Below are 26,437 nucleotides of genomic sequence, written 5' to 3' on the forward strand. Positions count from 1 at the left end.
TATTTTTTGAATACGTTATCAATATTGGGTTAGCAGGTATGTGACCTTCTACGGGCATATCCTAAACTTCTGGATATAGTCGTGATTTTAGATTTTTTTATAAAGCTCAATCTAGAGGGAATTTTTCTTAGGTGGGGTTTTAAAGGAAAAAAGCAAATGAAAAAAAGCCCGAGCACATGGCTCGGGCTTTTCAATTCAGAGAGGAGGGATTAGCAAATCACTTTGATTGCTAGACCGCCTTGAGATGTCTCACGGTATTTCGCGTTCATGTCTTTACCTGTTTCTAGCATGGTTTCGATAACCTTATCTAGAGAAACCGTTGGAGCTGAAGAACGACGTAGTGCCATACGAGTCGAGTTGATCGCTTTTACTGCCGCGATACCGTTACGCTCGATACATGGAACCTGTACCTGACCTGCAACAGGGTCACACGTTAGACCTAGGTTGTGCTCCATTGCGATCTCTGCAGCCATACATACTTGCTCAGGGCTACCACCCATAAGCTCAGCAAGGCCTGCTGCCGCCATAGAGCATGCCACGCCAACTTCACCCTGACAGCCAACCTCTGCACCAGAGATAGACGCGTTGCGCTTGTAAAGACCACCGATTGCGCCAGAAGCCGCAAAGTAACGGATGTAATCTTTTTCAGTCACAGTTTGGATGAACTTATCGTAGTAAGCCAGTACCGCAGGGATGATGCCACACGCACCGTTCGTTGGTGCTGTCACAACGCGACCACCTGCTGCGTTCTCTTCGTTTACTGCGAAAGCAAACATGTTTACCCAATCAACAACCGACATTGGATCGTTTGTTGTCTTTTCAGAAGTAAGCAGTTGCTGACGAAGTGCTGCTGCACGACGAGGCACGCGTAGTGGACCAGGCAGAATACCTTCTTCGTTCATACCGCGATCCATACACTCACGCATTGTGCGCCAGATGTTTGCGAAGTATGTACGAGTCTCTTCATCAGAGTGCAGAGAGTGTTCGTTCTTCATTACCAATGCGCTAATAGAAAGACCGCTTTCTTTACACTGGTGAACAAGCTCTTCTGCAGTTGTGTATTCGTAAGGAACCTTGATTGGGTTCTCTACTTCTTTACCGAAGTTCTCTTCATCAACGATGAAACCACCGCCGATAGAGTAGTAAGTCTTTGAGTACACTTTTTCGTCTTCGATCCAAGCGTGGATCTGCATGCCGTTTTCGTGAAGCTCAAGGTTAGTAGTATGGAAGTTCATACCACCATCTTTCGGGAACGATACTGTATGACAGTGCATGCCAACAGGTAGGCGCTCAGTTTCTTCTACGCGAGCGATAAAGCTCGGAATAGAGTCGATATCTACTTTCTCAGGGGAGTTGCCTGCAAGACCCATGATGATCGCGATATCCGTGTGGTGACCTTTCCCTGTCAGTGATAGTGAACCATAAACGTCAACGGTGATTTTAGTGATGTCGCGCAATTTTCCCATTGAGCGTAAATCATCAATAAATTCTTTACCCGCTTTCATTGGACCTACAGTGTGTGAGCTTGAAGGACCAACGCCGATCTTATAGATGTCAAAAACACTAATCATATCGATTACCTCAGAACAAAGCCTCCCAAGGGGAGTTGGGAGGCTTTTTATTATCGTTATATTCTTGAATTAATCACGCTTTTATAGAGAGCGGTGATTAAAGAGCGCCGTAGATTACAGAACTAATTGCTGCAAGACCACAGATTGCTGTGAAAATCTGTACAGGTGCTGAAGTTTTGTACTTCGCCATTGCAGGAACTTTGTTCATAGCGAATACAGGCATCAAGAATAGGATTGCAGCGATCATCGGTGCACCCATTGTTTCAATCATGCCTAGGATGCTTGGGTTAACGATAGCAACGATCCAAGTAGTCACAACGATGAAGATTAGAGATGCTTTCTCGATCTTGCTCTTAGGAGTTTCAGAGCGAGATTTGATTAGACCAACTAGACCTTCGTGTGCGCCTAGGAAGTGACCGAAGTAGCTTGAAGTGATTGCTGCGAACGCCACTAGAGGACCCATGTAAGAGATAAGTGGAGACTCGTGAACGTTAGCTAGGTAAGACAGTACTGAGATGTTTTGTTCTTGCGCAGATGCTAGTTGCTCTGGAGAAAGAGAAAGTACTACAGAGAATACGAAGAACATTACAAAACCCATTAGCATCATCGCTGCACCGCCAGTGATCGCGTCAGTTTTCTTAACTGCGTCATCACCGTATACACGACGTTGTTCTTTAGAGAACTGAGAGATGATTGGGCTGTGGTTGAATGAGAATACGATGATTGGAATTGCTAGCCAAACGATTGAAGGCATTTCGCCCCAGTTTGGAGACACTTCCATCATTGACGTATTCCAGTCAGGAATTAGGTAGAAAGAAAGCGCTAGTAGGATGAATACTAGAGGGTAAACCATTGCTGATGTTGCTTTCAGCATTAGCTCTTTACCGAATACTACACCCGCAGTCATAGCAGCGATTAACGCGCCAGATAGTAGCCAGCGAGGGATAGATTCCATACCCATTTGGTTAACTAGGAAAGAGTCAACCGTGTTTGTGATACCAACACCGTAGATTAGTACGATTGGGTAGATAGCGAAGAAGTAAGCAAAAGTAATAAGGTTTGCGCCAGTTTTACCGAAGTGCTCTTCTACTGTGTCAGTGATATCAGCTTCAGGGTTTTTCGCAGAAAGTACGAAACGAGCTAGAGATTTGTGTGCGAACCAAGTCATTGGTGCCGCGATTAGAGCTAGGATAACTAATGGCCAGAAACCGCCAGCACCTGCTTTAATTGGAAGGAAAAGTACACCTGCACCTACTGCTGTACCAAATAGGGACAAACACCAGGTGAAGTCTTTGTAAGAAAACTTACTAGACGATTGTGCGGTTGAAGCCGCAGAAGTAGTTGTATTCATTTTTGAGTTACTCATTTTGGGAACAGGAAATAAGTCGGGGCCAATTTTGCAAGATTTTGCACTAGGAAAATTAGATCTAAATCATGTATTGCTCGAGCTTATTGAATGATATGTCAAAAACCTGCTTTTTATCACGAAAATGGCGTGCTACACGTGATTATTGCTAATGAGTGGAATTAGAAAAACTTATCTGAAGCGGTTGGTGTATAAATTTTTCTCACCGCAAGCGTTTACCTTATAAAAATCAAATTAAACTAATGTGAATTGATGTTTGAAAAATAACTTTTTATTAATATAGGTGCACATAATGTTTGGCTTGATGGGGGAGTTGCCATTGATAAGACAGTTAGTTAGAAATGATGTGTTTTTGCATCGATTCGATAATTTGTGCTGTCATTCCCCAGATAAAATGACGCTGGTAGGGGATTGCAAACACGCGGTGACTTGTCTTTCTTAGGTTGAATTTTGTACTGTAAAGCTTCTCTGGGTTCAAAATATGGTTGGCTGGCACTTCAAAAACTTCCGCGACTTCATTTTGGTCAATGCGAGTTGTGTAGTCTGGTGAAACGAAGGCCAAAAATGGCGTCACATTAAACTGGCTAATAGTAGGTAGCTTAGGTAACTGACCAAAAACCTGTATATGCGTTTGGTGAATACCAATTTCTTCTTCTGCCTCTCTAAGAGCGGTATTGACCAAGGTGTGATCGTCATTCTCATATTTTCCTCCAGGGAAGCTGATCTGCCCCGGATGATGTCTCAGATGCTCGGCGCGCTTGGTCAAAATGACTTGAAGACCTTCTTCACGTTCAACAAATCCAATCAAGACAGCGGCATCTCGTAAGGTATTTTCTTTGAGGTGAGCTAAGCGCCCAAGAGACTCACGGTGATAGCCCGTTGGCAGTTGCAGTTGGAAGTTCTGTAACAGTGTTGATTTATCGATGACCAAAGTGAAATCCTTATCCCCAAGTTGAGTGTGCTTTTGATGGCGTTGTGCGCATATTAATTTGAAACTTATAGAGTTATACACCATTCTTTATTTTAAGACGTCACTATAAGGTTAGTTGAAGACGATGAAAGGGATAATTTTCACAGAGTTCATGGAGTTAGTGGAGGACAAGTTTGGTCTGGAAGTGCTTGACCAAGTCTTGGACCTGTCTAACGATGAAGGTATTTACACCTCGGTAGGCAGTTATGACCACCGAGACCTTGTTAAGTTGATCGTTAACCTCAGCAAAGTATCTGACATTCCGCCAGAAAAGCTTCAAGAAGTGTTTGGTGAGTGTGTATTTCAAAATCTACTTAAGTCCATTCCAAACCATGCCAGTCTTCAACAGTGCACCACCACGTTCCAATTTGTGCGCCATGTAGAAGACTTTATTCATGTCGAAGTGAAAAAGCTTTACCCAGACGCCAATCCACCGCAGTTTGATTTTATTAATGAAACAGAATCAGAAATGGTGTTTGATTATCGAAGCGCACGTTGCATGGCGCATGTTTGTGTCGGTCTGATACAAGGTTGTGCGAACCACTTCAATGAGAGTGTCGTTGTTAAACATCAAAACCAATCGGATGACGGAAGCCAAGTACGTTTTTGGCTGGAGGCTCAATAAGGCAATATGACGGGAAGTTCCTCACTAGAAAGGAAACTCAAACGAGAAGTCGCGTCACGAAAAGCGGCAGAAACACTGTTAGAGCAAAAGAGCTTAGAGCTGTATGAGTCCAATCAGCAACTGAGCGTCGCATTGAAAAAACTCGAGATGAAGTCTGAGAACGACTTACGTAAATTCGAGTTTGAAGAACAAATCGATGCAACGCTGATCAAGTTTGGACGAACGTTCCTTTCTAGCACCTTTGACGAGACCATGATTGCCAGTTTCTTGGAGCAACTGACATCAAACTCGGTGGTTTCCGGTGCCTACTTATCTTTGAGCCAAGAGCATCTCTCATCGTTGCGTCGCCATCAGTTTGGCCATCTCGTGCTCGCTCATGAAAACGCGATACAAACCAAGCCTCATTGGATAGATAATCGCCTCTATTTACCGATCATTATTGACTCAGCGATCTTGGGTGAGCTGATCTTTTCTGTCGCTCTTGATCAAGTCGATCAAGAGTTCACTTCCAAACAAATGGTGTTGGTTTCCGATCTAGTGCACGGGGTTATCAGCCGACATTTGAGCTTAGAGCGAGAGGTCGAGCTGCGTAAGCGGGCAGAAGCGTCTGAGAAAGCAACCAAAGAATTTGTCGCGATGATCAACCACGAACTCCGTACTCCGTTAAACGGCGTTTTGGGTAGTGCAGAGTTGCTGAGCAAAACCGAGCTGGGGGATGAACAGCAACAATACCTTGGTAACTTGATTCAATCCGGTGATTTACTTCGTGTCATCATCAATGATTTGCTCGATTTCAGTAAAATGAACGCAGGTATGATGGAAATCATCGATAAAGTTTTTGCTTGGAAGGACTTAGAGAATGCATTAACCGGTGTGTTTGCTGCGAAAGCGGCGGAAAAACGCATTCATTTTTCGATCGACAAAAAGCTCGGTATTCCAGAATTTCTTGTGGGTGACTTCGAACGCATCACCCAAATTTTAGTGAACCTAATAGGTAACGCGATTAAGTTCACTCATCTCGGTGGCGTGGTTCTACGCGTCGAGTGGGTCGATGGTTATGCGCATTTCGAAGTGGAAGACACAGGCATTGGTATTCCTTTAGAGGCGCAGAAAGCGCTGTTTGACCCTTTTGTACAAGCTGACCGTTCCACGAAGCGAAGCTTTGAAGGCTCTGGTTTAGGTTTGGCAATCTGCAAGAACTTAGTCGATTTGATGGATGGTGAAATCAGTTTCGTCAGTGAGCCACGCAAAGGCACTACTTTTAAAGTTGTTGTGCCGCTCGAACAAGGCGAAGCACAGGGAAGGGCCGCAGGTGACGTGTCTGTCGGTAAATATATCGAACTGGCAGGACGCTCGGTGCTGGTGGTAGACGACATTCGTATGAACCAAGTGATCGTCACGCAAATGCTCAAAAAGCTCGATATCAAACCAGATTTAAAAAACAACGGCCTAGAAGCGCTCGACGCGGTAAAAGAGAAAGAGTACGAGCTAATATTTATGGATTGTCGTATGCCAGAAATGGACGGTTATGAAGCGACGGTACATTTGCGCGAAGACGGCTTCACGAAGCCAATCATTGCGCTGACTGCAGGAACAACCCTAGAAGAGAGACAAAAGTGCATTGAATCGGGCATGGATGACATTCTCACCAAGCCTTACACCGCTGCTGATATAGAACAAATCATGTGTAAGTGGCTCGACGAATGATGCACAAGTCCTCTTGATCAGCGACAAACAATGCTTAGCAAAAACGGCTCTGTTATTACTACAGAGCCGTTTTTCTGAGTACTTAAAAGCGCTTTAAGTTACTTCAGCGCCGGTAAGATCTTAGACAGCTTATCTAGCGTCTCTTGATATTCTGCTGCGCAATCACTGTCTGCTACGACGCCGCCGCCAGCCCAAGCGTAGAGCTTGTTATCTTCCGCAACCAGAGTACGAATCGTGATGCTGGTATCCATACGACCATGACGCGAGATATAACCGATACTGCCACAATATGCGCTGCGACGATGTGGTTCTAATTCTTCGATGACTTGCATTGCACGTACCTTTGGCGCGCCAGTAATTGAACCGCCCGGAAAGCAAGCTCGAAGCAGGTCGGCTGCGCTGTATTGTGTATCCAAATCGGCACGGATGGTACTAACTAAGTGATGTACCGCAGGGAAGCTTTCAATATCAAATAGCTTTGGCACATGAACGCTGCCCGGTGACGCGACGCGGCCAATGTCATTACGCAACAAGTCGACGATCATCAGGTTTTCGGCCTGATCTTTTTCTGCCGTCTGCAAATCATGGGCGTTGGCTTGGTCGAGCTCTGTATTTTGACTACGTGGACGTGTGCCTTTGATTGGCTTGGTTTCAATGACGTTGTCTTTCAGCTCCAAAAAACGCTCTGGTGAAACGCTTATGATTGCTGAATTAGGCATACGAATAAACGCAGAGAAAGGGGCTTGGTTCGCCGCTTCTAGTTTTGTGTAAGCTTGCCACTCGCTTCCTTGATAAGGGGCGTTAAAACGTTGGGCTAAGTTAATTTGGTAACAGTCACCACTCAACAAATATTCTTGAACACGGTCAAAACGTGAAGCGTAAGACGCTTGCGTCATGTTCGATTGCCAATCGCCAATCAACTTAAAGTCTTCAACATCAGCTGGAGATTGTGAATTAAGCCATTGCAACGCTTGCTCAATGTTTTGGCCTACAAGACAAGCTTTTTCTAGTTTGTGGTCTACCACCAATGCCCATTCATACAATCCAACAGCCATGTCTGGCGTTTGAAGGTCTTTAGTTGCAAGTTCTGGCATAGATTCTACACGGCGGCCCAGGTCGTAACTGAAATAACCCAGCGCACCGCCGACAAACGGTAGATCCCAATCTGCGCCCAACTCAAGGTTTGGCAAAAGCTGTTGTTGGAGCTCGTCTAATAGCGAGAACGGGTCATCTTGAGAGACGTATTCTTGCGTGTCTGTTTTGATTTGCGTATCGCCAGCGATGGTCTCTAGCGTTGCGATTGGATTGGCGACCAATACATCAAATCGGCTGTCGATGTGCGTCTCAGAAGCGGAGCGTAAAAGCATCGCCCAAGGCTGCTGTTCGATACGAGAAAATAGGGAAATAGCGAGGTCGTTGGCGTAATCCAATGCCTTAAAATCAAGCAATTGCGTATCCATGTTGTTCATTTGTTTAAATTGTGACAAAGAGTTCGTTCACTGCATGGCATGTCATGGGCAGCAAGAGTATCATAAACGCCACTATACCCAAATAATCTCTAGATACATGATTCAGCGAGAATGATTTGGTTTGCATACGCGACGACGATTTGCATGTTTTAGTGGGTCTAAATCAAGAATCGTCAACACTGTATGCGAGCCAAAGCAACTCGCCCTTCGGGAGCAAGCCACTGCTTTAAGAGTACTTTGCGTTTGAACTTTCGTAAGTGTTTTACAACGATTCACTAACTGAGTTCTCTAAGTGGCGCCGCTATGAACTTGTATATGGGGGTTATTTGGATATAGCGCCAAACTACCTCTATACAAAGGCTTTGAGGTGGTTTTACTATATGAGAAGGCGACTTCAATAACTCGTGTGTCGATATCAGCCGTTCGACAATTGTTTACATAAAACGAAGCTCATTTAAGGGCAATAAGCTCAACAAACACGACAGAAGCCAAGCCAATAATGGAAGCAAAGCATAACAATAATGAGGCATGCAATGACGGTAATACGCACGCAGGATGTCATCAGCAGTGTTGCTGATGCGCTACAGTATATTTCTTACTACCACCCGCTAGACTTTGTTCAAGCCCTTGAAAAAGCCTACCACCGTGAAGAGAGCCAAGCAGCGAAAGACGCTATCGCTCAGATCCTAATTAACTCCCGTATGTCGGCAGAAGGCCATCGACCGATTTGTCAGGACACAGGCATCGTGACTTGTTTCGTGAACATCGGTATGGACGTTCAATGGGATTCGACCGACATGACGGTTCAGCAAATGGTGGATGAAGGCGTTCGACAGGCTTACACGAATCCGGATAACCCATTGCGTGCCTCGGTTCTGATGGACCCTGCGGGCAAGCGAATCAATACCAAAGACAACACGCCAGCAGTTGTGCACATCAATATGGTGCCAGGCGATAAAGTCGAAATCCAAATCGCGGCGAAAGGCGGCGGCTCTGAAAACAAAACCAAGATGGTGATGCTAAACCCATCTGACGACATTGCAGAATGGGTAGAGAAAACCCTACCAGCAATGGGCGCAGGTTGGTGTCCACCGGGCATGCTTGGCATTGGTATCGGCGGTACCGCTGAAAAAGCTGCGGTATTGGCAAAAGAATCTCTGATGGGACACGTTGATATTCAAGACTTGATTGATCGTGGCCCTCAAAACGCAGAAGAAGAGCTTCGTCTTGATATTTTCAATCGCGTGAATAAGCTGGGTATCGGTGCGCAAGGCCTAGGCGGTTTAACAACGGTTGTTGATGTGAAGATTAAAACCGCGCCAACGCATGCTGCTTCTAAGCCAGTGTGTTTAATTCCGAACTGTGCGGCAACGCGCCACGTTCACTTCACACTTGATGGAAATGGTCCAGCAGAGCTAACGCCACCTAAGTTAGAAGATTGGCCAGACATCACTTGGGAAGCGGGCGCGAATACTCGTCGTGTGAACTTAGACACAGTGACCAAAGAAGATGTTCAAGAGTGGAAAACCGGTGAAACGGTACTGCTATCTGGCAAGATTCTAACTGGTCGTGATGCGGCACATAAACGTATCCAAGGCATGCTAGAAGCGGGTGAAGGTTTACCTGCTGGCGTTGATTTCAAGGGTAAGTTCATTTATTACGTTGGCCCTGTTGATGCCGTCGGTGATGAGGCAGTAGGTCCTGCAGGTCCCACAACCTCAACTCGTATGGATAAGTTCACAGACATGATGTTAGAAGAAACTGGCATTATGGGCATGATCGGTAAAGCAGAGCGCGGTCCAGCAACGGTTGAATCTATCAAGAACCATAAAGCGGTTTACTTAATGGCAGTTGGCGGGGCGGCGTACCTCGTTGCTAAAGCGATTAAGAAAGCTCGCGTGGTGGCATTCGAAGACCTAGGCATGGAAGCGATTTACGAGTTTGAAGTTGAAGACATGCCGGTAACGGTTGCTGTGGATTCAAATGGCGCGAACGCTCACCAAATTGGTCCGGATACTTGGAAAGTGAAAATCCAAGAGATGGAAGCGTAATCGACTTGGTCATCATTCGAACGTCTCAATTGAGAGAATGTGACAAAGTGCTGATTTACCTAGCAAACATTTGACAAAAGTGCAGCGAAAGCTGCACTTTTTGTCTATATAATCAAATATAAACTTATAGGCATAGCAAATCTCACTGTTATGCTGACATGATTAGGAGACGGCATGCCTCGTTTTATTCAAATTCTACAAATAGTTCTTGCTGTTGTGATCGGTAGCTTTGTTGGCTACGACTTGATTCTTCACGGCATCAGTATCTTCGATGAAAAATACGTCACCATCACTTGTGTGTTATGGCTGATTCTGGAAGTTTGCCTATTCGTTATCTACAAGTTGATTGAAGACGATTAGACTTCACGTAAAGACATTAAGATCTCTAAGCCTCTGAAATTCTCAGGGGCTTTTTCGTTTTTGGAAATAGGTTTTGCAGTGAATACTTTGTTCATCTTTGATTAAGGTTGGTAAAATTACACTGCGTAGCAAGAATTGATGAGATAAATAAAAACGATGAAAAGAATAACACAAGAAGTGAATGACTTTATTAGCCGTGGCATGGACTCTAATGTCCGTATCGCCGTAACGGGATTATCGCGTGCGGGTAAAACCGCGTTTATTACTTCTCTGGTTAATCAATTGCTGCATACCGCTACTCACGACAATTTGCCGTTGCTTAATGCCGCGCGCGACAAACGTTTAATTGGTGCTAAACGTGAGCCTCAATCCAATATGATGGTTCCACGTTTTGCTTACGATGATGCGATGAACCAAATTCATGCCACGCCACCACAATGGCCAGTACCGACCCGCGACGTGAGCGAGATACGACTGGCACTGAAATACAAGCCAAACAAAACCACCAAAAAGCTGCTGAGTAAAACCGCCGTGTTGAATGTCGATATCATCGACTATCCGGGTGAGTGGTTATTGGATTTGCCTTTGCTCGATATGGATTTCGCGACGTGGTCACAGACCCAATTTGACGCGTTAAAAGGGCAGCGTAGTGAGCTTGCTGCCGACTGGCTGGCAGAGCTAGATGCATTGGATTTAGCTGCGGAATTGAATGAAAAGCAGCTAGAAAAAGTCGCTAAAAGTTACACTGACTATTTGCATGCTTGCAAAGACAGCGGTTTACATTGGGTTCAGCCGGGTCGTTTCGTCTTACCGGGTGAACTTGAAGGGGCGCCAGTATTACAGTTCTTCCCATGTCGATTTGATACCGATGTGAAACCTGCCAAGGGTAGCAACTTGGCAATGTTGGAAGCGCGTTATCACGAGTATCAGCAGAAGGTGGTTAAGGCGTTCTATAAGCATCACTTTGCTACGTTTGACCGCCAAATCGTGTTGGTAGATTGCTTACAACCGCTAAATGCCGGTGATGAAGCCTTTTACGATATGCGCCAAGCGCTTGAACAGATCATGCACAGCTTCCGATATGGTCGAAGTAGTTTCTTGCGCCGTTTGTTCTCGCCAAAGATCGACAGAGTATTATTTGCTGCGACAAAAGCCGACCACGTGACGCCAGATCAACATCCGCATTTGGTCTCTCTGCTTCAACAGATGGTGCATCCTGCGTGGCAGACCGCAGCGTACGAGAACATAGAAATGAGCTGTATGAGCATCGCTTCGATTCAGGCGACGACTTCCGGCTTTATTGCTTCGGGAGATAAGACCGTGCCAGCTTTGCAAGGTACAACGCTTGAAGGGGAGTCGATAACGATGTTCCCCGGTGAAGTGCCGAAGAAGTTACCTAACGCGGCTTATTGGCAAAACAGTGGCTTTGATTTTACTTCTTTCCGACCAATGCCATCAGAGACTGACGAGCCGATGAAACATATTCGCCTCGATAAAGCATTGGAATACCTATTGGGAGACAAATTGAAATGAGCGAATTAAAACAAAAACAAGTCTTCTCAGAAAAAACGATGTACGGAGATGAAGAGAGTGTTTCTCCTGAGTTGACGGCTCAAAAGACGTTTTCAGAAAAAGAAACCTTCGTACCTGTCGCGATTGAAGAGCAACAGGAAGAAACCGAACAAGAATTGCAGCTCGAACAGGTCATCCGTCCGAAATCGGGTCGCAAATGGCTGACAACGGGTCTCTTTGCCACCTTTGCCGGTTTAGTCGGTTGGCAAGCGGTCGATTCTGTCGTTACCGCAGTACAAACTGCCGATTGGTTAGCGCTAAGTTGGGCTGGCTTTATCGCTACCATTGCCTCTTTTGGTTTGGGCGCGCTAGGCAAAGAGTTATGGAAGCTGCGCAAACTTCGTAACCACTTTAGTGTGCAAGAAGAGAGTGAAGCGCTTATCGATAGCCAAAGTGTCGGCAAGGGTAAAGCATTCTGTGAAAAGGTAGCAGAGCAAAGCGGGGTACTGGCAGAAAACCCTGGCTTTGATCGTTGGAAAAACAGCGTGAATCCTGCTCATAGCGATGCAGAAATCCTTGAGATGTACGATTCTATGGTTGTCAGTCAGCAAGACAAACTTGCAACCAAAATTGTTTCTCAGCACGCTACTGAGTCCGCCGCTTTGGTGGCAGTCAGCCCCCTAGCTGCTGCTGATATGTTGCTGGTGGCATGGCGTAACTTCAAAATGATCGACAACCTTTCTAAAGTGTATGGCGTTGAATTAGGTTACGCTTCTCGCATCAAGCTATTGCGAGCTGTGTTCGTGAATATGGCGGCAGCGGGTGCGAGTGAACTCGCTATTGATGCCAGCATGGATTTGATGTCGATGGATCTCGCTGGGAAAATCTCCGCGCGAGCAGGGCAGGGGTTAGGCGTGGGTATTTTGACTGCGCGTCTCGGCCTGAAATCCATGGCACTACTTCGTCCATTACCTTGGTATCCAGAGCGCCAAGTGAAACTCGGTGCCATTCGTAAAGAGGTAGTGGCGAAAGTTGCATCAATTACGATGAAACCGTAACCAATATCACCTTTGACGGTGAGGATTGCTTGACGCCATTCCAAGCTTGGTAGAAACTACTGTCAACTTTTCCTGACAGTTGTGAATTGGGATATTTTCAGTGCGTCTTGAAGTCTTTTGTGAAGATAGACTCGGTCTTACCCGAGAACTGCTCGATATTTTAGCGTCTAAAAGCATCGACCTACGTGGTATCGAAATTGATATCAGCGGCATCATCTACCTAAACTGCCCAGATATTGATTTTGATACCTTTAGTGAATTGATGGCCGAGATCCGCCGTATTCCGGGGGTCAAAGACGTACGTAAAATCCAATTTATGCCAATGGAGCGCCATAACACAGAGCTGCTTTCATTGGTGGATAACTTGCCTGACCCAGTGTTTGCTATCGACCTCAAAGGCGCTGTCGATATGGCAAACATGTCCGCACTTTCTCTTCTTGGTCAGCACAAACAAGATGTTATCGGCACGCAAATTGGTATGTTATTGCCAAGTGTTCGTTTTAATCGCTGGTCTGAAGGCGTTAACGCTCGCACTCGCGAAAGCCTAGTGATCGATGGCTTGGATTACATTCTTGAATTGATGCCGGTCTACATAAAAGACGAAGCGCAAAACTCGACACTTGCTAGTACCTTGATGACGATTCGTTCGAGCCAACACGGTGCGCAAATCGAAGAAATACTCCCTCTTCATAATCAACTTGGCTTTGAGCATTTTGTCGGCTTATCAAATCGCCACAAAGCACTGATGAACCAAGCAAAGAAGTTGTCTGTTCTCGATCAGCCTCTATTGATTGAAGGTGAAACGGGTACAGGTAAAGAGATGCTGGCGAAAGCATGTCACAGCCGCTCTGGCCGAGCGAGCAAACCTTTCCTTGTTTTAAGCTGTGCATCCATGCCTGATGATGTGGCCGAAACCGAGTTGTTTGGTCATGCGCCGGGGTCGTTTAATCACGAACAAGGTCACAAAGGTATTTTCGAACAAGCAAACGGCGGTACTGTCTTCCTTGATGAAATCGGTGAGATGAGCTCGCATCTACAAATCAAGCTGCTGCGCTTCTTACAGGATGGTAACTTCCGTCGTGTGGGTGCTGAAGATGAAATGCACGTTGATGTCCGCATTATCGCTTCGACTAAGCACAACCTTGCAGAGCTTGCTGAGGCTGGCAAGTTCCGTGAAGACTTGTATTATCGCCTCAATGTTCTGACCTTGAATATTCCGCCTCTGCGTAAGCGTTCGAACGATGTAGCGCCGCTGCTGGACTTGTTCGTAACGAAACACGCTCAGCAACTTGGTATCGACAAGCCGGAGCTAGATGAAGAGCTGGTGGATGCATTAGCGAACTACCAATGGCCGGGTAACATGCGTCAATTGGACAATATGGTTTTGCGCGCACTGACTGAGCTGGATGGACATATCCTCAAGGCAGAAAACTTCAACTTACCTCAGCCACAAGCTATGGGTGGTGGTAGCGCGACATTGAATCTTGATGGCTCGCTTGATGAGATCATGCGTGATTACGAATCTCAGATTTTAGAGCGTTTGTATCAATCATTCCCATCGAGTCGTAAGCTTGCTAAGCGATTGAATGTGTCGCATACCTCTATCGCGAACAAGCTGCGTGATTATGGTATTCGTAAAGTCTAGAGTCGCGGTAAATACTGGGCTATCTGTCAAATGACCCCGAAATTAAATGGACGTTGTTATTCATAATGGAAGATAAAAGCTCTTCAATCGCCGTCCACAAGTTGGACGGCGACTTGCTTCTACGTACTGCAGAAATTGGCGATGCCGATATGATTGCAGAATATTTTCAAAGCAATCGCGACTACTTGAAGCCCTTCGAACCGAAACGCGAAGAAGCATTTTACTCAGTCAATGGTTGGCTACAAAAGCTGATCAAATTGAATGAATTACATCGCATGGGTTTGGGGTACTATTGTCTGCTTGTTCATGCCGAATCTGGTAAAATGCTTGGCACGCTCTCTTTCAGCAACCTGACTCGTTTTCCATTCTATGCCTGCAATGTGGGTTACTCCCTTGCAGAGGACGCACAAGGTCATGGCTATATGCGCCGCGCATTAAGAATGGCCTGTGATTACATGTTTGACGTGCAAAAGATACACCGCATTCAAGCGGGCTACATGCCGCATAACAAGCGCAGTGAAGCGGTGTTGCAGCACGTTGGGTTTGAGAGAGAAGGCTACGCTAAAGATTATTTGTTGATTAACGGTGAATGGCAAGATCATGTGCTTACATCGTTAACTAACCCAAACTGGAAAGCTGAGGCTCGATAAATGGAAAGATTGGATAAGCAGTTAGCACTTCTCATTGAACTGGATCAACTAAAGAGCGTGCTTCGTCGCACTCGGGTAAAGAGTGCCGACCGACGCTTAGAGAATAGTGGTGAGCACTGTTGGCACGTTGCGTTGATGGCAGTATTAATGCAAGAACATGCCAATGCGCCAATCGATATTGCTCGAGTGATGAAAATGCTGCTTATCCATGACGTCGTAGAGATCGACGCAGGCGATACCTTTGTTTATGATGTCGCTGCTTCAAAAGAACAAGAAGAGAAAGAACTGAGAGCGGCAGAGCGTCTGTTTGGTATGTTGCCAAGCGATCAGGGTGAAGAGTTGTTCTCTCTGTGGAAGGAATTTGAAGCGGCCCAAAGTGATGATGCGAAATACGCCAAAGCGTTAGATCGCCTTATCCCGATGCTACTCAACTACCACAATGATGGTCAAAGTTGGAAAGAACATGGTGTAACGCGAGAGCAAGCGTTAACCATCAATAAAAGAATTGAATTTGGTTCTGTCACCCTATGGGACAAGGCCAAAGAACTGATTGAAGAAGCCACCGAGAAAGGTTGGTTGAAGTCGTAAGAAAGGAGACTGAATGTCTTATTTGCCTTTGGATGAATACCAAAGAAAATGGATTTTTACTCACCAGTCAATGCCAGTGCCTGAAGAGGACCTCGAGTTTATCAAGCCGATGAGTCAAGCTCGCGCCGCGCAGTTCTGGAAAGAGAACATTAGTGCACAAAGTCCCGATATGGATCGTTTGAGCTCGTCTGATTGGCCAATGAAAGAGTCTAATTGGTCAGAAGAAGTTGATTGGATGGCAGCTTGGGAAGCCGATGAACCCGAGTTACCAGAAGAAATTGCGACGTTTATTGATTGGCAAGATGACGTCACGGTGTACTTCTGTTATGAGAAATACAACGTAATCGAGACGAAGTGGTCGACGTTCAAGAAATATTGGAAGAACTTTCTGTTCTATGATGATGGCCCGATTCTGCTCGGCCGCCGTCGCGCTCAAGCGCTTTGGTTTGATTCCAAAGGCAACGTCAAATTGGGCGAGCGTCGCTAAACCAATTAAATGTGAAAGCCACCGGAGTGTTACTGTCACTCGGTGGCTTTTTCTTTTTCATAAGCTAGATAACGGACTCAAGACGCCTCCTGCGCCGCGCTCGATGACGTGCGTGTAGATCTGAGTCGTTTTCACATCAGTATGTCCTAGCTGTTCCTGAACGGTTCTAATATCAGCGCCAGATTCTAAAAGATGAGTCGCGAAACTGTGTCTCAGGGTATGGCAAGTCACTGATTTTTCGATTCCTGCATCTTTTGTCGCTCGTTTAACAGCTCTTTGTATTGCGCTCTCATTGATATGGTGTCGTCGAAACTCTCCGGTATCGCCATCAACGCTTAATTTGGTTGATGGGAAGAGAAAGTGCCAATTAAAATCCAATTCTGCACCGGGGTACTTCCGACGTAACCCATCAGAGATATAAACACCGGCATAACCGCCCATGTGACGGTCTTTCTGATAATAATCTCTCGCTAAACTGACTTGTGCTTTGAGTGGTTCATGCAGCTCTTTCGCCAGTGTAACTGTTCGGTTCTTACCACCTTTTCCTTGCCATACTCTGAGCGCACCATAGTCGTAATCAATATCTTGGATCCTTAATCGTAAGCACTCCATGATTCGCAAACCTGAACCATACAAAAGCTGGATGTGGAGTTTGTATTTCGGGTCAATATGTTGAACAAAACGGCGCACTTCGTCTCTTGTTAGCACAACAGGTAGCTTTTTCTCAGTGAGTGATTTTTGAAACCTCATATTCAATGAAAGTGGCATCTGGAAATACTCTCGATACAAAAATGAGACGGCGTTTAACGCAAGTGCCTGTGTTTTGACTGCCACTTTTTCATCAATAGCAAGATGACTAAGAAAACGTTCGACATCGTCTTCAGAAAGTTTGGAAGGGTGGGCAAGCTGGTGGAAGACGATGTAACGCTTTATCCAAAACAGGTAGGCTTCAATGGTTTTCTTCGCATAGTGACGCGAGATCATATGCTCTTTAACACTCAGTAAAAACTGACTTTTCATGGTTACAATTTGACTGGTTATTTATACAGTCTTATTAACTTAGCCCCTTATGGACAATTAGGCGCCAATGCGCCGTCTAATTGCGTGTGTGAGCACACAGATTCATACTGAATTTCTATTTCTTTCATAAAGATAAGTGCTAGCATGCATACTTTCTTTTGGAATGAAAGAAGGCGGTAGCGTGCCTGAAAGGTGGCTGAAGGCCGTATAGAAAGCGTTATGCCTCCGATCATTTCTGTACGTACTTTATTTTGCTATCACTTTTTTCAGTATGGGGTATTAACTGTGTCTAAAACGATACTCATCAAACCAAAATTTACCAATGACGCCAGTTCATACTGGGCAATGTTTTATTGTGCTATTTTGAAAACTCTGGTTTATCAGCAAAACTTGAAGTATCGCTTTAAAAGTAACTCACTACAAAGTTATAGAGGTGTTTTAGAGCATCCAGCGAACTTCCTTAACCAGATGCGAGGGAATATTAGCAATCATGGGCTAGAGTATTTGATGATTGACTTTCTTCGTTCTGTTGATGGCGTTGATGTTACTAAGGAGTTGGTTAGTAACTTGTTAAGAAAACATGGTGTTACTGACTTTGAGTATCAATATCTTAATGTGTTTAAGTTGGGAGACGATTCTACACTTCACTCTACTATTGAGCAGTACGAGGATCCTAATGTTAAAGTTTTTACTCCAAACAAGACTATGCCATTTAATCGAAAAAAAATTATTCAAGGTTTTACGTATCCGCTTAGCAACATTGCTCGAAGCTTCGTATATTCAGACTTGCTAATTATGATTTCAGATGGAAAAGGGCACACATATGGCTTTGTTGGTGAAGTCGAAGGGCAGCATGGTGAAAACTTGTTTCGGAGTACTTACTGGGATAATAGAGATGGAATAAAAAGTCGATACACGACTTTCGCAATTGGGGCATCGGATAAAAAAAGGGCTGTCAATAAAGTACCTGTCAAAGAAAATATCACTTTAACAGAAGACATTAATGGAAGGTTTATATTGCACTTCTCGAATGCGCATCATTTTATAAAAGGCTTTAAGCATGCAATTAAAAATGTAGAGTTGTGCTTGGGTGGTCATTATAACAATATTGATGGTTTAGATGATTCCCATCGAAAAGTGCTAAATGTAGTTAGTGATGGTTGGGGTAGTGATAAATATGAGGTCATCAAAAACTTAGAATCGCTAATTGACTATGATGTAGATATTGAACACTTTTATTATGAAAACGAAGATGCGAAATTTAAGCCTTCAGCGATAGCATTAACTAATCAGTTTCACTTGCACAAAATTGGTGTCAATAGATAAAAGAGGCATAACAAACTGTTTAAGAGTGATTCGCAACGCGTGGCATTTTTACCATGCGTTGGTTTGAGTGATTAAGGTGTTATGCGGGAGCTTCGGTATTGCGTTGCTCACACCTTAACAGGGCGTTATGTGTCAGAGAGAGATTATGAGATTTTTGCAACTATTTATCTTGATCTTAGTAGCAGGGTGTTCAAGTTCTGTAGAAAACACTTACTCATCGGAATATTTAGATTTAGAGCCAATAGAGTTTGTATCGCCGAGATACCCCAAAGTTGCAGTAGAGAATAACCTGTCAGGGTATGTGGTCATGACGTTTAACATTACTAAAAATGGGGATGTGACTGATATTGTTGTAATCGAGTCCTCCCCAATGGGGATCTTTGAAAAGGTAGCTGTACAAGCGTTGTCCAAATGGAAATATGAACCACTTGAAGATGTTGATCTTATTGCTCAAAAACAAAAATTAGTCTTTAAAATCTAACACATAACAAATTGTTCAAGAGTGATTCGGCACGCGTGGCATTTTTACTATGCGTTAGCTTTAGTGGTTAAGGTGGTATGCGGAAGCTTTGGTATTGCGTGCCTCACACCTTAACAAGGCGTTAGTTTACCAATCAAGATCATCACCCCAGTTTTTATTTAGGGTGATGTCTGAGCTACAAGTGGTTTTGTGGGAGTTGCGATTGACCAAGTACAGCCACAACTAAAATAAAACCGTCTTCCTTTGTAAAGTAAGCTGTGTGTTTTCCTACCGGAAAATAGAAACTGCTTGGATAAATCTCGTCACAGCTGCGACCTACGGCTGGGTTGTCGGCAAGCATTTGAAACCCAGCTAGCAATGTATCTTTATAGTTGTTCCACTGCATTTCAGAAAAGTTGTTGATGGTATAGCTTTTAATTTTTCGTAAATGAGCCTGAGCCAATTTACTTAGTTTGTATTTATTCTTTTGCATAGTGGGTTACAAGGTGCTTAGGAAATCTTCCCCATCAACAACATTGCCTTGTGCTAAGTCTTGTTTAGCTGACTCGAAACAATGTTTAAGGTAATCAGTTTTCATTGCCTCTAGTTCTTCATAGTCTTTGATAGACATTACCACCACGGCATCTTTACTGTTTTTGCTAATCTTTACTGGCTCACGTTGGGCGCTTAGAAGGAGCTCACCAAAGTTACGCTTTGCATCATTTGCTGTTAGTGTGTGCATACTCAGTCTCCAAGTTTGGAATTACAGTAAGATTATAGTTTGTCGCACAAAATGGTCAATATAATTAAATCATGCGATTTGTGCGAAAGGCAAACTAACAAAGCATTTAAGAGTGATTCCCAACGCTTGGCATTTTTCATTCCATCGTCGGGTTTTGTGTTTACGGTGGTATGGTTTCGGTTTCGTGGTAGCGTTGCTCACACCTTAATGCGGCGTTAGGCAGCAAAAATCTAGATTTTGATGAAGCTTCAAAAATAGCTTCGATATTTATTCATTGGGATGGATAATTAAAGAGGGATAATTATTTTTTCTGAGGTGCAAATTGAAAGTAGTTGCTTATATGGCGCAAAGTTTAGATGGCTATATTGCTGGAGTTAATGGTGAGCTTGATTGGTTAGATGAAATTGAAAATCCAGATAAGAATGACTTTGGTTTTGCAGATTTTATGTTATCGATTGATGCACTCTTAATGGGAAAGAATACATATCAAAAAGTAGCATCATTTGGATTTTGGCCTTATGAAAAAACTGTTTATATAGCAAGTAATTCATTACTGCACATTGACTCTGAATTAGCTGATAAAGCACAGTTACTAACGGGTGATTTGCCAGAAATGTTATTGAAATTAAAATCTGAAGGCATAAAAAAGGTTTATATTGATGGTGGAATGCTGATTCAAAATGCAATTGACTTAAGTGTACTTAATGAAATTACGGTTACGACGATACCTGTTATTTTGGGTAATGGTATTTCATTGTTTGGGACATCAAATAAGAAAACCAAATTAAAGTTTGAGTCATCAGAGGTGCTGTTAAATCAATTGGTAAAAACAAAGTATAGCGTTATTGTTGCCTAACAAAGCATTCAAGAGGGACTCTCAACGCGGCGCGTTGTTCGCCCCTTAATGCGACGTTAGTTTTTTCTTGGAGTTATGTGGATGTGGCAGTTCGTTGGTGAGATTGAATATGAGTGTTCAAGTTGTTCATCTTATGGAGAAATACCGATAGATGAGTTTGACTGTGAGTGTCTTGGTGGCAGTGAGCGCTCAATGGGTGACGAGGAGATTTACGAATTATCCTGCGCTTTTGAATGTGACGACTGCGCCCGCCCGATCAACTTGGCTTTCGAAGTTTCTGAGTATCCTATTGGTCTTATAAATTTCATAATCGACAAATGTGATGGCGCAACTGCCCTTAACGAACCCGATATCGAATATATTCGTGAAATTTATTCAGCTAGAGACCTCTTCGACCTTTATAGTTCTGTATCGGAATTAGTTATAGCTTTACAAGCTGAGCCTGCTTGGCTTACTGAATTAGAACCTCGTCAGTTCGAAGAAGTAACTGCAGAAATTTTCCGAGATAAGGGTTTTGAAGTTGAGTTAACCAAACGTACAAGAGACGGTGGCAAAGATGTTATTGCGTTCCATAAAGACCAACTCGGTATACGATCCAAATATATCATCGAATGTAAGCATTATGCTGATACCAATAAAGTTGGAGTAGACATCGTAAGAGCATTGTATGGCGTTAAAAACTCTCGTTCCGGCGGCAATGTAGGAATCATCGTAACCACATCTACTTTTACATCGGGAGCAAGAGAGTTCATTGAGAATGAGGCAACAACGAATTTAGATTTAACTTTGGCAGACAAAGAGCAATTACTTGAGTGGTTAAAGGGTTACGGAAAAAACTAACAAACTGTTTAAGAGTGATTCGCAACGCGTGGCATTTTTACCATGCGTTGGTTTAAGTGACTAAGGTGGTATGCGGAAACATCGGTATTGCGTTGCTCACACCTTAACAGGGCGTTATGTGTATTTAGAAGAACAAGGAAAGTTCACATGAAAAATATTGCGATGGGCGTGGTCGTAAGAGATGGAAAAGTTCTTATCCAAAAGCGCTTCAGACGAGGGCAAGGAATGGTATTTGAATTCCCAGGCGGTTCTATTGACCCTGGTGAGTCAGGGAATCAAGCAGCAGTTAGAGAGCTGTGGGAAGAAACGGGACTGCAAGGTTTAAAGCGACTCGGTAGTCATCAAGCTAAAAATGATTTTGGTGGTGAAATTCATTATGTTGTTTTACGTGCGGGTAATGATACTGAGCCTCAGATGATTGATGAAGTTAGGCAGCAAACTTTCTTTTGGCTTGAGCCAAGTGCTATTCCACTTGGTGATTTTTATCGAGCTGATATCGAATTTATAGAGAATCACTTAAGCCAATACACATAACAAACGCTTCAAGACGGATTCGCAACGCGTGGCACTTTTATCATGCGTTGATTTTAGTGATTTAGGTGGAATGCGGAAACATCGTATTGCGTTGCTCACCACTTAAGCGGGCGTTATGTGGTTGGAGAGAAATTATGAATCCATCAGCGGTTCTTGTTCATGTCCCAGATGTAGCGAAAGGGCTTGAATGGTATAAGAAAGCTTTTCCAGAAGCCGTTCCGGTTTATCATCCTGACTTTGACTTCACAGCGCTTGATCTAAATGGTTTCTCCCTAGAAATAGCCCAAGCAGATAAAAAGGTTGGTGCTGGTAAAAGTGGCACAGTTGTTTACTGGTCAGTAGATAACTTATGTGTTGCTCTAGCTCATTTTCAAAAACTAGGTGCGCGCCTTTATCGCGGACCAATGGAAATTGAAGATGGTCTTTCAATGTGCCAAGTTGAGGATTCATTTGGAAACTTAATAGGACTACGTGGGAAAACCACATAACAAATTGTTCAAGAGGGATTCGCAACGCATGGCATTTCTACTATGCGTTGGTTTTAGTGTTTAAGGTGGCATGCGGCGGCATCGGTATTGCGTTGCTCACCCCTTAACAAGGCGTTATAAAGATTAGGAGACTTTCACGATAAATGGACTTAGTTGTTGACTTACTAAAAAGTGGTGATTACTGGATTGCGATTGTTGTAGTGATCGTAACTATTGCTATAAATGCTCCTAGAGTAACCGAGTACTACTTCTTGCTTAGAAAAAATAGAATGGCTCAAATTTTATCTGCTTTACAAGAACCGAGTGTCTCGGAAGAACTAAAGACTCATTTAAAAAACGAGCTAGATATTGAGTGTTTTAAAGGTATTCATGGTACCCGTGTTAGTTTCCCAATGTTAAAAGCAGTTTATGTACTTAATGAAAGGGTTGGGGCGACGGTCTCTTTCAGACATGTTTTGAAAACAGTCCAACTTTTACCTGATATTTCAGGTGTAGAACTTTTGTCGTATCGGGTCAGATTAAATGTCCTAGATAAGGTTATTGCTTCTTATAATTTGGTGTTTGGATTGCTGATAGCTGGCTTTGGGTTCATAACATTTTTACTATCGATTTACTCCATTGTTACTGGATTTGAGCCGAGCCTTCTTATTTCTGGTGTTATCTTCCTACCATTAGGCTTTTATATGCTCAATGATGGTAGTGCCTTGTTTTCTGTGTATCACATCAATAGAGCACTCAATGACTATGAAAAGGCAACTGAGAAAAAATCTTTATAACAAATTGTTCAAGAGTGATTCGGCACGCGTGGCATTTTTACTATGCGTTGGTTTTAGTGGTTAAGGTGTTATGCGGGAGCTTCGGTATTGCGTGCCTCACACCTTAACAAGGCGTTAGCTTCTCTTTTTTAGCCTTCATAATTTTCGACTTATATGCTACTCTCACCAAGTTCGGTTTTTTCTATGTTGTTTCGATAACTGTTGACGCAGCGGTCAATATAGTTATACTTTAGTTATCGGTGCAGCAGACATACCTTTTGGTATGACACCGCGTAACCTTCCAAGGTCGAGGCAGTGTCCGGTAATGACGTTCTGAATCCAAGATTATTTCTTGGCGAAGGCTCCCTAGTTGGAGCCTTTGTTATATCTAGGGTATAGGAAAATAATAATAACTATGGCTAAGCCAATCTTTAACCTACCAGATAAAGCTTATCAGTTTTGGAAAGAGTTTGAATTTGAAGGTACTCTCTATACCTTTGAGCATCTCAATGCTTGTAAACATGAGTTCACTCATCCTGAACGTGCAGAGAAATACACTTTGTATTTCACTTTTTCCCATCACGCTTTTACCCGCTCACTAAAGTCTGGTGAAAACGCTTCTGATAAACAGGTCTATCCTTTTCCAAACGAAGATTTGAGAATGTTTGATCTTGACCGCTACGAACTCTCCAAACATCTTCCGGGTATAATTTCCTCTTTACCTGAACAGTTTTGTTACCATGGTGGTTACAGTCGATACTGTAGTTGCAAGCTTGAAGACTCTAACGGGATAGAAGTTACTTATCAGATAGTTTATCGAGTTTGGAAAGAGCGAGGTAAAATGCGATTTCATATTGAAAGTGCATATCCATTGCAGAAAAAGCTGGGTAAAGTCAAAAAAGTCAATTTCTGGGTCATTTGTCATAATCTTCTTAAAGGCAAAAAACTACCTCAACCACCTCGATAAGCTAACAAACAATTTAAGAGTGATTCCCCACGCTTGGCATTTTTGGTTTGGGTCTAGTTCAGTGTTTACGGCGTCCAATTTTAGTGTAGTGCTAGCGTGGCTCACACCTTAATTGGGCGTTATAACTCTTTTGTCAGTTTCATTGTTACACAGCTAAGCTTGAAGCCCTTCGAGAACGGTTTACTTGTTGTTACTGCCGCTGCTGCTTTTGTGAGACCTTATCGCACAAATAACTGATAGGGAGATATTTTCATGGCAGCACGTCCTAGCCTACTAAAAATGAAAGTTGCCTTTGCTAAGGTAAACAGAGATGTGTCTGAAGTAGGTGCCATTATCGGTGGTAAAGTAAATCACAATATTAATGTTTTAACGCCAGAGCAGGGGCGGTTTGAAAATGCTTGTGCGATACGTATGTCATATGCACTTAACTATGCAGGTTTCAAAGTCCCCTACATAAAAAACAAAACTGTCTCCGGTGGGCAGGGGAATTGGTACATCTATCGTGTGAAAGATTTGATCAACTTTTTGTATCAAAAATTTGGTGAGCCAGAGTTGGTGGTTCAAAGCCCCAATGCTAATAAACTTTCTGAATACAAGGGCATTTTAGTTGTTGATGTAGATACTTGGTTAGACGCATCAGGTCATGCAAGTATTTGGACTGGTTCAAGATGTACAGATAGCTGTTACTTTCCGGACGCAAAAAAGGCTTATTTATGGAAATTAGAAGATTAGTAAGCAGTATAAGCATGGCTCTTTGTAGTCTCGGAGTTACCGCAAACCCACTCAGTACTCAAAGTGATGAGCAACTGTTTAAAAACTTCGCTCTCTCATCTTGTATTGCTACCTATTACAAAGACTCAGATGTTGCGAAAGATGCGATAACCGCAATGCAAGGCTATCGAGAGTTCTCCGAGCTTCCTTTAGAGTCATTCTTTGAGGTAAGCGAGCTATTAGGCACAGACGATATGTCTAAGTACAAATCAAAAAATGGTAACGTGATCGAGTTGGCTTACTGTGTAGACTTTTCTAATTCAGACGGCGTTAATAAGCTGTACATTAAGGCGAAATCAGAGTTATAACAAACTGTTCAAGAGGGATTCGCAACGCGTGGCATTTTCACTATGCGTTGGTTTTTGTGTTTAAGGTGGTATGCGGGGGCTTCGGTATTGCGTTGCTCACCCCTTAACAGGGCGTTATAAATTTTAGGTAAGTTATGAGTAACAAAATTACAAAAAGACCAAAGCAGCTTGAAGAATTCGAGTTTTATAGTGAACTACCTGCAATTCCTGTAGCTGTAGACAAATCATCATTGCACGACTTTCTTCAATTTGATTTATATGATTTAGACGGTATTCAACCTTTAGAATCATTCCACTTTGAAAAGAAAGGGGATGTGGTTGAAGTTCAACCAAGTGAGCGTTTGATTGATATTTATGAGCAAAAAAATATCCGCTTTCAGATGGTGAATATAGTCGCAAACCTTTATGGATTTAAAGAGGTCGACGGCGTCTTATATGGAAAGCCATACTCGATCTGTTTACAGCCGATGAGTAAAAGAGGCAAAGTGACAAAAGTTGAAGCTGGTTTTTTTAGAAACTTCCGTCTAGATAAGCTTGATGGTGACGATTCTTACTTAGGTTTTAACCCCTTTAAGCTCGGTTATGATATGTATGGTAAGTACAGTACATTTATATCTATGGGCAAAATAGATGAATACGCTGATATGGTTGGTTTTACTCTTGGAACTTATGCTCTAGCGGAAAACTGGAATTTTGACGATATATGCCTAGTCGAACTCAAGGACTGCAACGAATTCTTGAAGAAAAAGTATCGAAAGTATCGAATTCGTCGTTATTTCAACAAGTTTGACAATATAAACCCTAGGAAAATATGGGGGTGTGACTCTCCTATAGAATTGTTCTTGCTACAAGCATTTGACTCAATAGGGTTAGAGCCTGAGATTCAAACGGGAATTTTCGAAGATGGGAGCACGTATCCATCATTGCATCACATGCTGAGCTCTAACAAGAGAGAGTGCGAAGTTAGGCAAATCACAGATGCAGATTTTTATTTTAGAGAACAAAAATTGGCAGTATTCTGTGATTCAAATTCTTACCATAGCAGCCCTAAAAAGCGAGCAAAAGACAAAAAAATCGATGAGCAATTGGAGGCTCTTGGGATCAGAAGTATAAGATTGCGTGGCGGAGACATTAATGAAGATCCTATAGGGTGTGCAAAAAAAGTCGCAGAAAATTTATAACAAACAATTTAAGAGTGATTCAGCACGCTTGGCATTTTTGGTTTGGGTCTAGTTTAGTGATTAAGGCGTTCAAATCGGGTTATGTGGTCGCGTGCTTCACACCTTAATTGGGCGTTATTTCCGCAACAGA

28 protein-coding genes are annotated in these 26,437 nt (G+C 43.3%); 21 read left to right on the plus strand and 7 right to left on the minus strand.

The genetic code is table 11. The features are described from left to right. Window positions 1-209 precede the first annotated feature (209 nt). From H735_RS04980 to H735_RS04990, 3 genes are all read right to left on the minus strand, one after another. Window positions 210-1,571 (minus strand): L-serine ammonia-lyase, encoded by a 1,362-nt coding sequence (locus H735_RS04980; protein WP_020196934.1) that lies wholly within the window; start codon window positions 1,569-1,571, stop codon window positions 210-212. A gap of 97 nt (window positions 1,572-1,668) precedes the next feature. After that, window positions 1,669-2,922: an aromatic amino acid transport family protein gene (locus H735_RS04985; RefSeq protein WP_009706862.1), complete on the minus strand. Its 1,254-nt coding sequence runs from the start codon at window positions 2,920-2,922 to the stop codon at window positions 1,669-1,671. 346 nt (window positions 2,923-3,268) lie between these two features. After that, complete coding sequence (locus H735_RS04990; protein WP_020196933.1) at window positions 3,269-3,868, minus strand: CoA pyrophosphatase; 600 nt, start codon at window positions 3,866-3,868, stop codon at window positions 3,269-3,271. 124 nt (window positions 3,869-3,992) lie between these two features. Here H735_RS04990 and H735_RS04995 point away from each other — a divergent pair, with 124 nt between their 5' ends. Together H735_RS04995 and H735_RS05000 are read left to right on the plus strand one after the other, a co-directional pair. After that, window positions 3,993-4,532: a heme NO-binding domain-containing protein gene (locus H735_RS04995; RefSeq protein ID WP_009706860.1), complete on the plus strand. Its 540-nt coding sequence runs from the start codon at window positions 3,993-3,995 to the stop codon at window positions 4,530-4,532. Between the two features lie 6 nt (window positions 4,533-4,538). Beyond that, on the plus strand, window positions 4,539-6,239 hold the full coding sequence (locus H735_RS05000; RefSeq protein WP_020196932.1) for an ATP-binding protein: 1,701 nt from the start codon (window positions 4,539-4,541) through the stop codon (window positions 6,237-6,239). Between the two features lie 98 nt (window positions 6,240-6,337). On the opposite strand, the gene pabB is transcribed toward H735_RS05000, so the two are convergent. Continuing rightward, window positions 6,338-7,708, minus strand: a complete 1,371-nt coding sequence (gene pabB / locus H735_RS05005; RefSeq protein ID WP_042979601.1) for an aminodeoxychorismate synthase component I — start codon at window positions 7,706-7,708, stop codon at window positions 6,338-6,340. A gap of 533 nt (window positions 7,709-8,241) precedes the next feature. Between pabB and H735_RS05010 the strand changes: the two genes are divergently transcribed. The 8 genes from H735_RS05010 (at window position 8,242) to H735_RS05045 (ending at window position 16,059) form a co-directional block, all read left to right on the plus strand. Further along, on the plus strand, window positions 8,242-9,759 hold the full coding sequence (locus tag H735_RS05010) for a fumarate hydratase (protein ID WP_020196930.1): 1,518 nt from the start codon (window positions 8,242-8,244) through the stop codon (window positions 9,757-9,759). Between the two features lie 174 nt (window positions 9,760-9,933). Further along, the gene (locus H735_RS05015) at window positions 9,934-10,119 is read left to right on the plus strand and encodes a hypothetical protein (RefSeq protein WP_009706856.1); all 186 of its coding nucleotides are present in this window, start codon (window positions 9,934-9,936) and stop codon (window positions 10,117-10,119) included. Window positions 10,120-10,275: 156 nt separating this feature from the next. Beyond that, window positions 10,276-11,652 (plus strand): YcjX family GTP-binding protein, encoded by a 1,377-nt coding sequence (locus H735_RS05020; RefSeq protein ID WP_020196929.1) that lies wholly within the window; start codon window positions 10,276-10,278, stop codon window positions 11,650-11,652. Next, window positions 11,649-12,689 (plus strand): YcjF family protein, encoded by a 1,041-nt coding sequence (locus H735_RS05025; RefSeq protein WP_020196928.1) that lies wholly within the window; start codon window positions 11,649-11,651, stop codon window positions 12,687-12,689. Before H735_RS05020 ends, H735_RS05025 begins: the two co-directional genes overlap by 4 nt. Window positions 12,690-12,789: 100 nt before the next feature. Further along, entirely contained in the window at window positions 12,790-14,334 is a 1,545-nt protein-coding gene (gene tyrR, locus H735_RS05030) for a transcriptional regulator TyrR (protein WP_020196927.1), read from the plus strand. 65 nt (window positions 14,335-14,399) lie between these two features. After that, window positions 14,400-14,984, plus strand: coding sequence for a ribosomal protein S5-alanine N-acetyltransferase (rimJ, locus tag H735_RS05035; RefSeq protein ID WP_020196926.1), 585 nt, complete (start codon window positions 14,400-14,402; stop codon window positions 14,982-14,984). Next, window positions 14,985-15,572, plus strand: a complete 588-nt coding sequence (locus H735_RS05040) for an HD domain-containing protein (RefSeq protein ID WP_020196925.1) — start codon at window positions 14,985-14,987, stop codon at window positions 15,570-15,572. A 13-nt stretch (window positions 15,573-15,585) separates the two neighbouring features. Further along, a complete protein-coding gene (locus H735_RS05045) occupies window positions 15,586-16,059 on the plus strand; it encodes a DUF2947 domain-containing protein (protein WP_020196924.1) in 474 nt (157 codons plus the stop codon). 57 nt (window positions 16,060-16,116) lie between these two features. On the opposite strand, the gene H735_RS05050 is transcribed toward H735_RS05045, so the two are convergent. After that, window positions 16,117-17,079, minus strand: a complete 963-nt coding sequence (locus H735_RS05050; protein WP_027726770.1) for an integron integrase — start codon at window positions 17,077-17,079, stop codon at window positions 16,117-16,119. Window positions 17,080-17,271: 192 nt separating this feature from the next. Here H735_RS05050 and H735_RS05055 point away from each other — a divergent pair, with 192 nt between their 5' ends. Next, on the plus strand, window positions 17,272-18,405 hold the full coding sequence (locus tag H735_RS05055; RefSeq protein WP_238320671.1) for a hypothetical protein: 1,134 nt from the start codon (window positions 17,272-17,274) through the stop codon (window positions 18,403-18,405). A gap of 145 nt (window positions 18,406-18,550) precedes the next feature. Next, complete coding sequence (locus H735_RS05060; RefSeq protein WP_020196921.1) at window positions 18,551-18,886, plus strand: energy transducer TonB; 336 nt, start codon at window positions 18,551-18,553, stop codon at window positions 18,884-18,886. Window positions 18,887-19,061: 175 nt separating this feature from the next. On the opposite strand, the gene H735_RS05065 is transcribed toward H735_RS05060, so the two are convergent. Further along, window positions 19,062-19,358 (minus strand): type II toxin-antitoxin system RelE/ParE family toxin, encoded by a 297-nt coding sequence (locus tag H735_RS05065; protein WP_020197846.1) that lies wholly within the window; start codon window positions 19,356-19,358, stop codon window positions 19,062-19,064. A gap of 6 nt (window positions 19,359-19,364) precedes the next feature. Continuing rightward, on the minus strand, window positions 19,365-19,607 hold the full coding sequence (locus H735_RS05070) for a type II toxin-antitoxin system Phd/YefM family antitoxin (RefSeq protein ID WP_020197845.1): 243 nt from the start codon (window positions 19,605-19,607) through the stop codon (window positions 19,365-19,367). A gap of 322 nt (window positions 19,608-19,929) precedes the next feature. On the opposite strand from H735_RS05070, the gene H735_RS05075 reads away from it, so the two are divergent. The 9 genes from H735_RS05075 to H735_RS05115 all read left to right on the plus strand — a co-directional run bounded on the left by H735_RS05075 (window position 19,930) and on the right by H735_RS05115 (window position 26,307). Further along, window positions 19,930-20,463, plus strand: a complete 534-nt coding sequence (locus tag H735_RS05075; RefSeq protein ID WP_152447688.1) for a dihydrofolate reductase family protein — start codon at window positions 19,930-19,932, stop codon at window positions 20,461-20,463. Window positions 20,464-20,544: 81 nt separating this feature from the next. Further along, window positions 20,545-21,303, plus strand: coding sequence for a restriction endonuclease (locus tag H735_RS05080; protein ID WP_020197843.1), 759 nt, complete (start codon window positions 20,545-20,547; stop codon window positions 21,301-21,303). Between the two features lie 147 nt (window positions 21,304-21,450). Continuing rightward, the gene (locus tag H735_RS05085; protein ID WP_010648800.1) at window positions 21,451-21,837 is read left to right on the plus strand and encodes an NUDIX hydrolase; all 387 of its coding nucleotides are present in this window, start codon (window positions 21,451-21,453) and stop codon (window positions 21,835-21,837) included. Between the two features lie 134 nt (window positions 21,838-21,971). Beyond that, a complete protein-coding gene (locus H735_RS05090) occupies window positions 21,972-22,325 on the plus strand; it encodes a VOC family protein (protein WP_020197842.1) in 354 nt (117 codons plus the stop codon). Window positions 22,326-22,468: 143 nt separating this feature from the next. Continuing rightward, window positions 22,469-23,101, plus strand: coding sequence for a hypothetical protein (locus H735_RS05095; RefSeq protein WP_020197841.1), 633 nt, complete (start codon window positions 22,469-22,471; stop codon window positions 23,099-23,101). Between the two features lie 394 nt (window positions 23,102-23,495). Then, on the plus strand, window positions 23,496-24,047 hold the full coding sequence (locus tag H735_RS05100) for a hypothetical protein (RefSeq protein WP_020198145.1): 552 nt from the start codon (window positions 23,496-23,498) through the stop codon (window positions 24,045-24,047). A 252-nt stretch (window positions 24,048-24,299) separates the two neighbouring features. Further along, entirely contained in the window at window positions 24,300-24,779 is a 480-nt protein-coding gene (locus H735_RS05105; RefSeq protein ID WP_020198146.1) for a type VI secretion system amidase effector protein Tae4, read from the plus strand. A 14-nt stretch (window positions 24,780-24,793) separates the two neighbouring features. After that, on the plus strand, window positions 24,794-25,126 hold the full coding sequence (locus H735_RS05110; RefSeq protein WP_020198147.1) for a T6SS amidase immunity protein Tai4 family protein: 333 nt from the start codon (window positions 24,794-24,796) through the stop codon (window positions 25,124-25,126). A gap of 134 nt (window positions 25,127-25,260) precedes the next feature. After that, window positions 25,261-26,307, plus strand: coding sequence for an endonuclease domain-containing protein (locus H735_RS05115; RefSeq protein ID WP_020198148.1), 1,047 nt, complete (start codon window positions 25,261-25,263; stop codon window positions 26,305-26,307). Window positions 26,308-26,437 lie beyond the last annotated feature (130 nt).

This window comes from Vibrio owensii CAIM 1854 = LMG 25443, from assembly GCF_000817815.1.
Classification (GTDB): domain Bacteria; phylum Pseudomonadota; class Gammaproteobacteria; order Enterobacterales; family Vibrionaceae; genus Vibrio; species Vibrio owensii.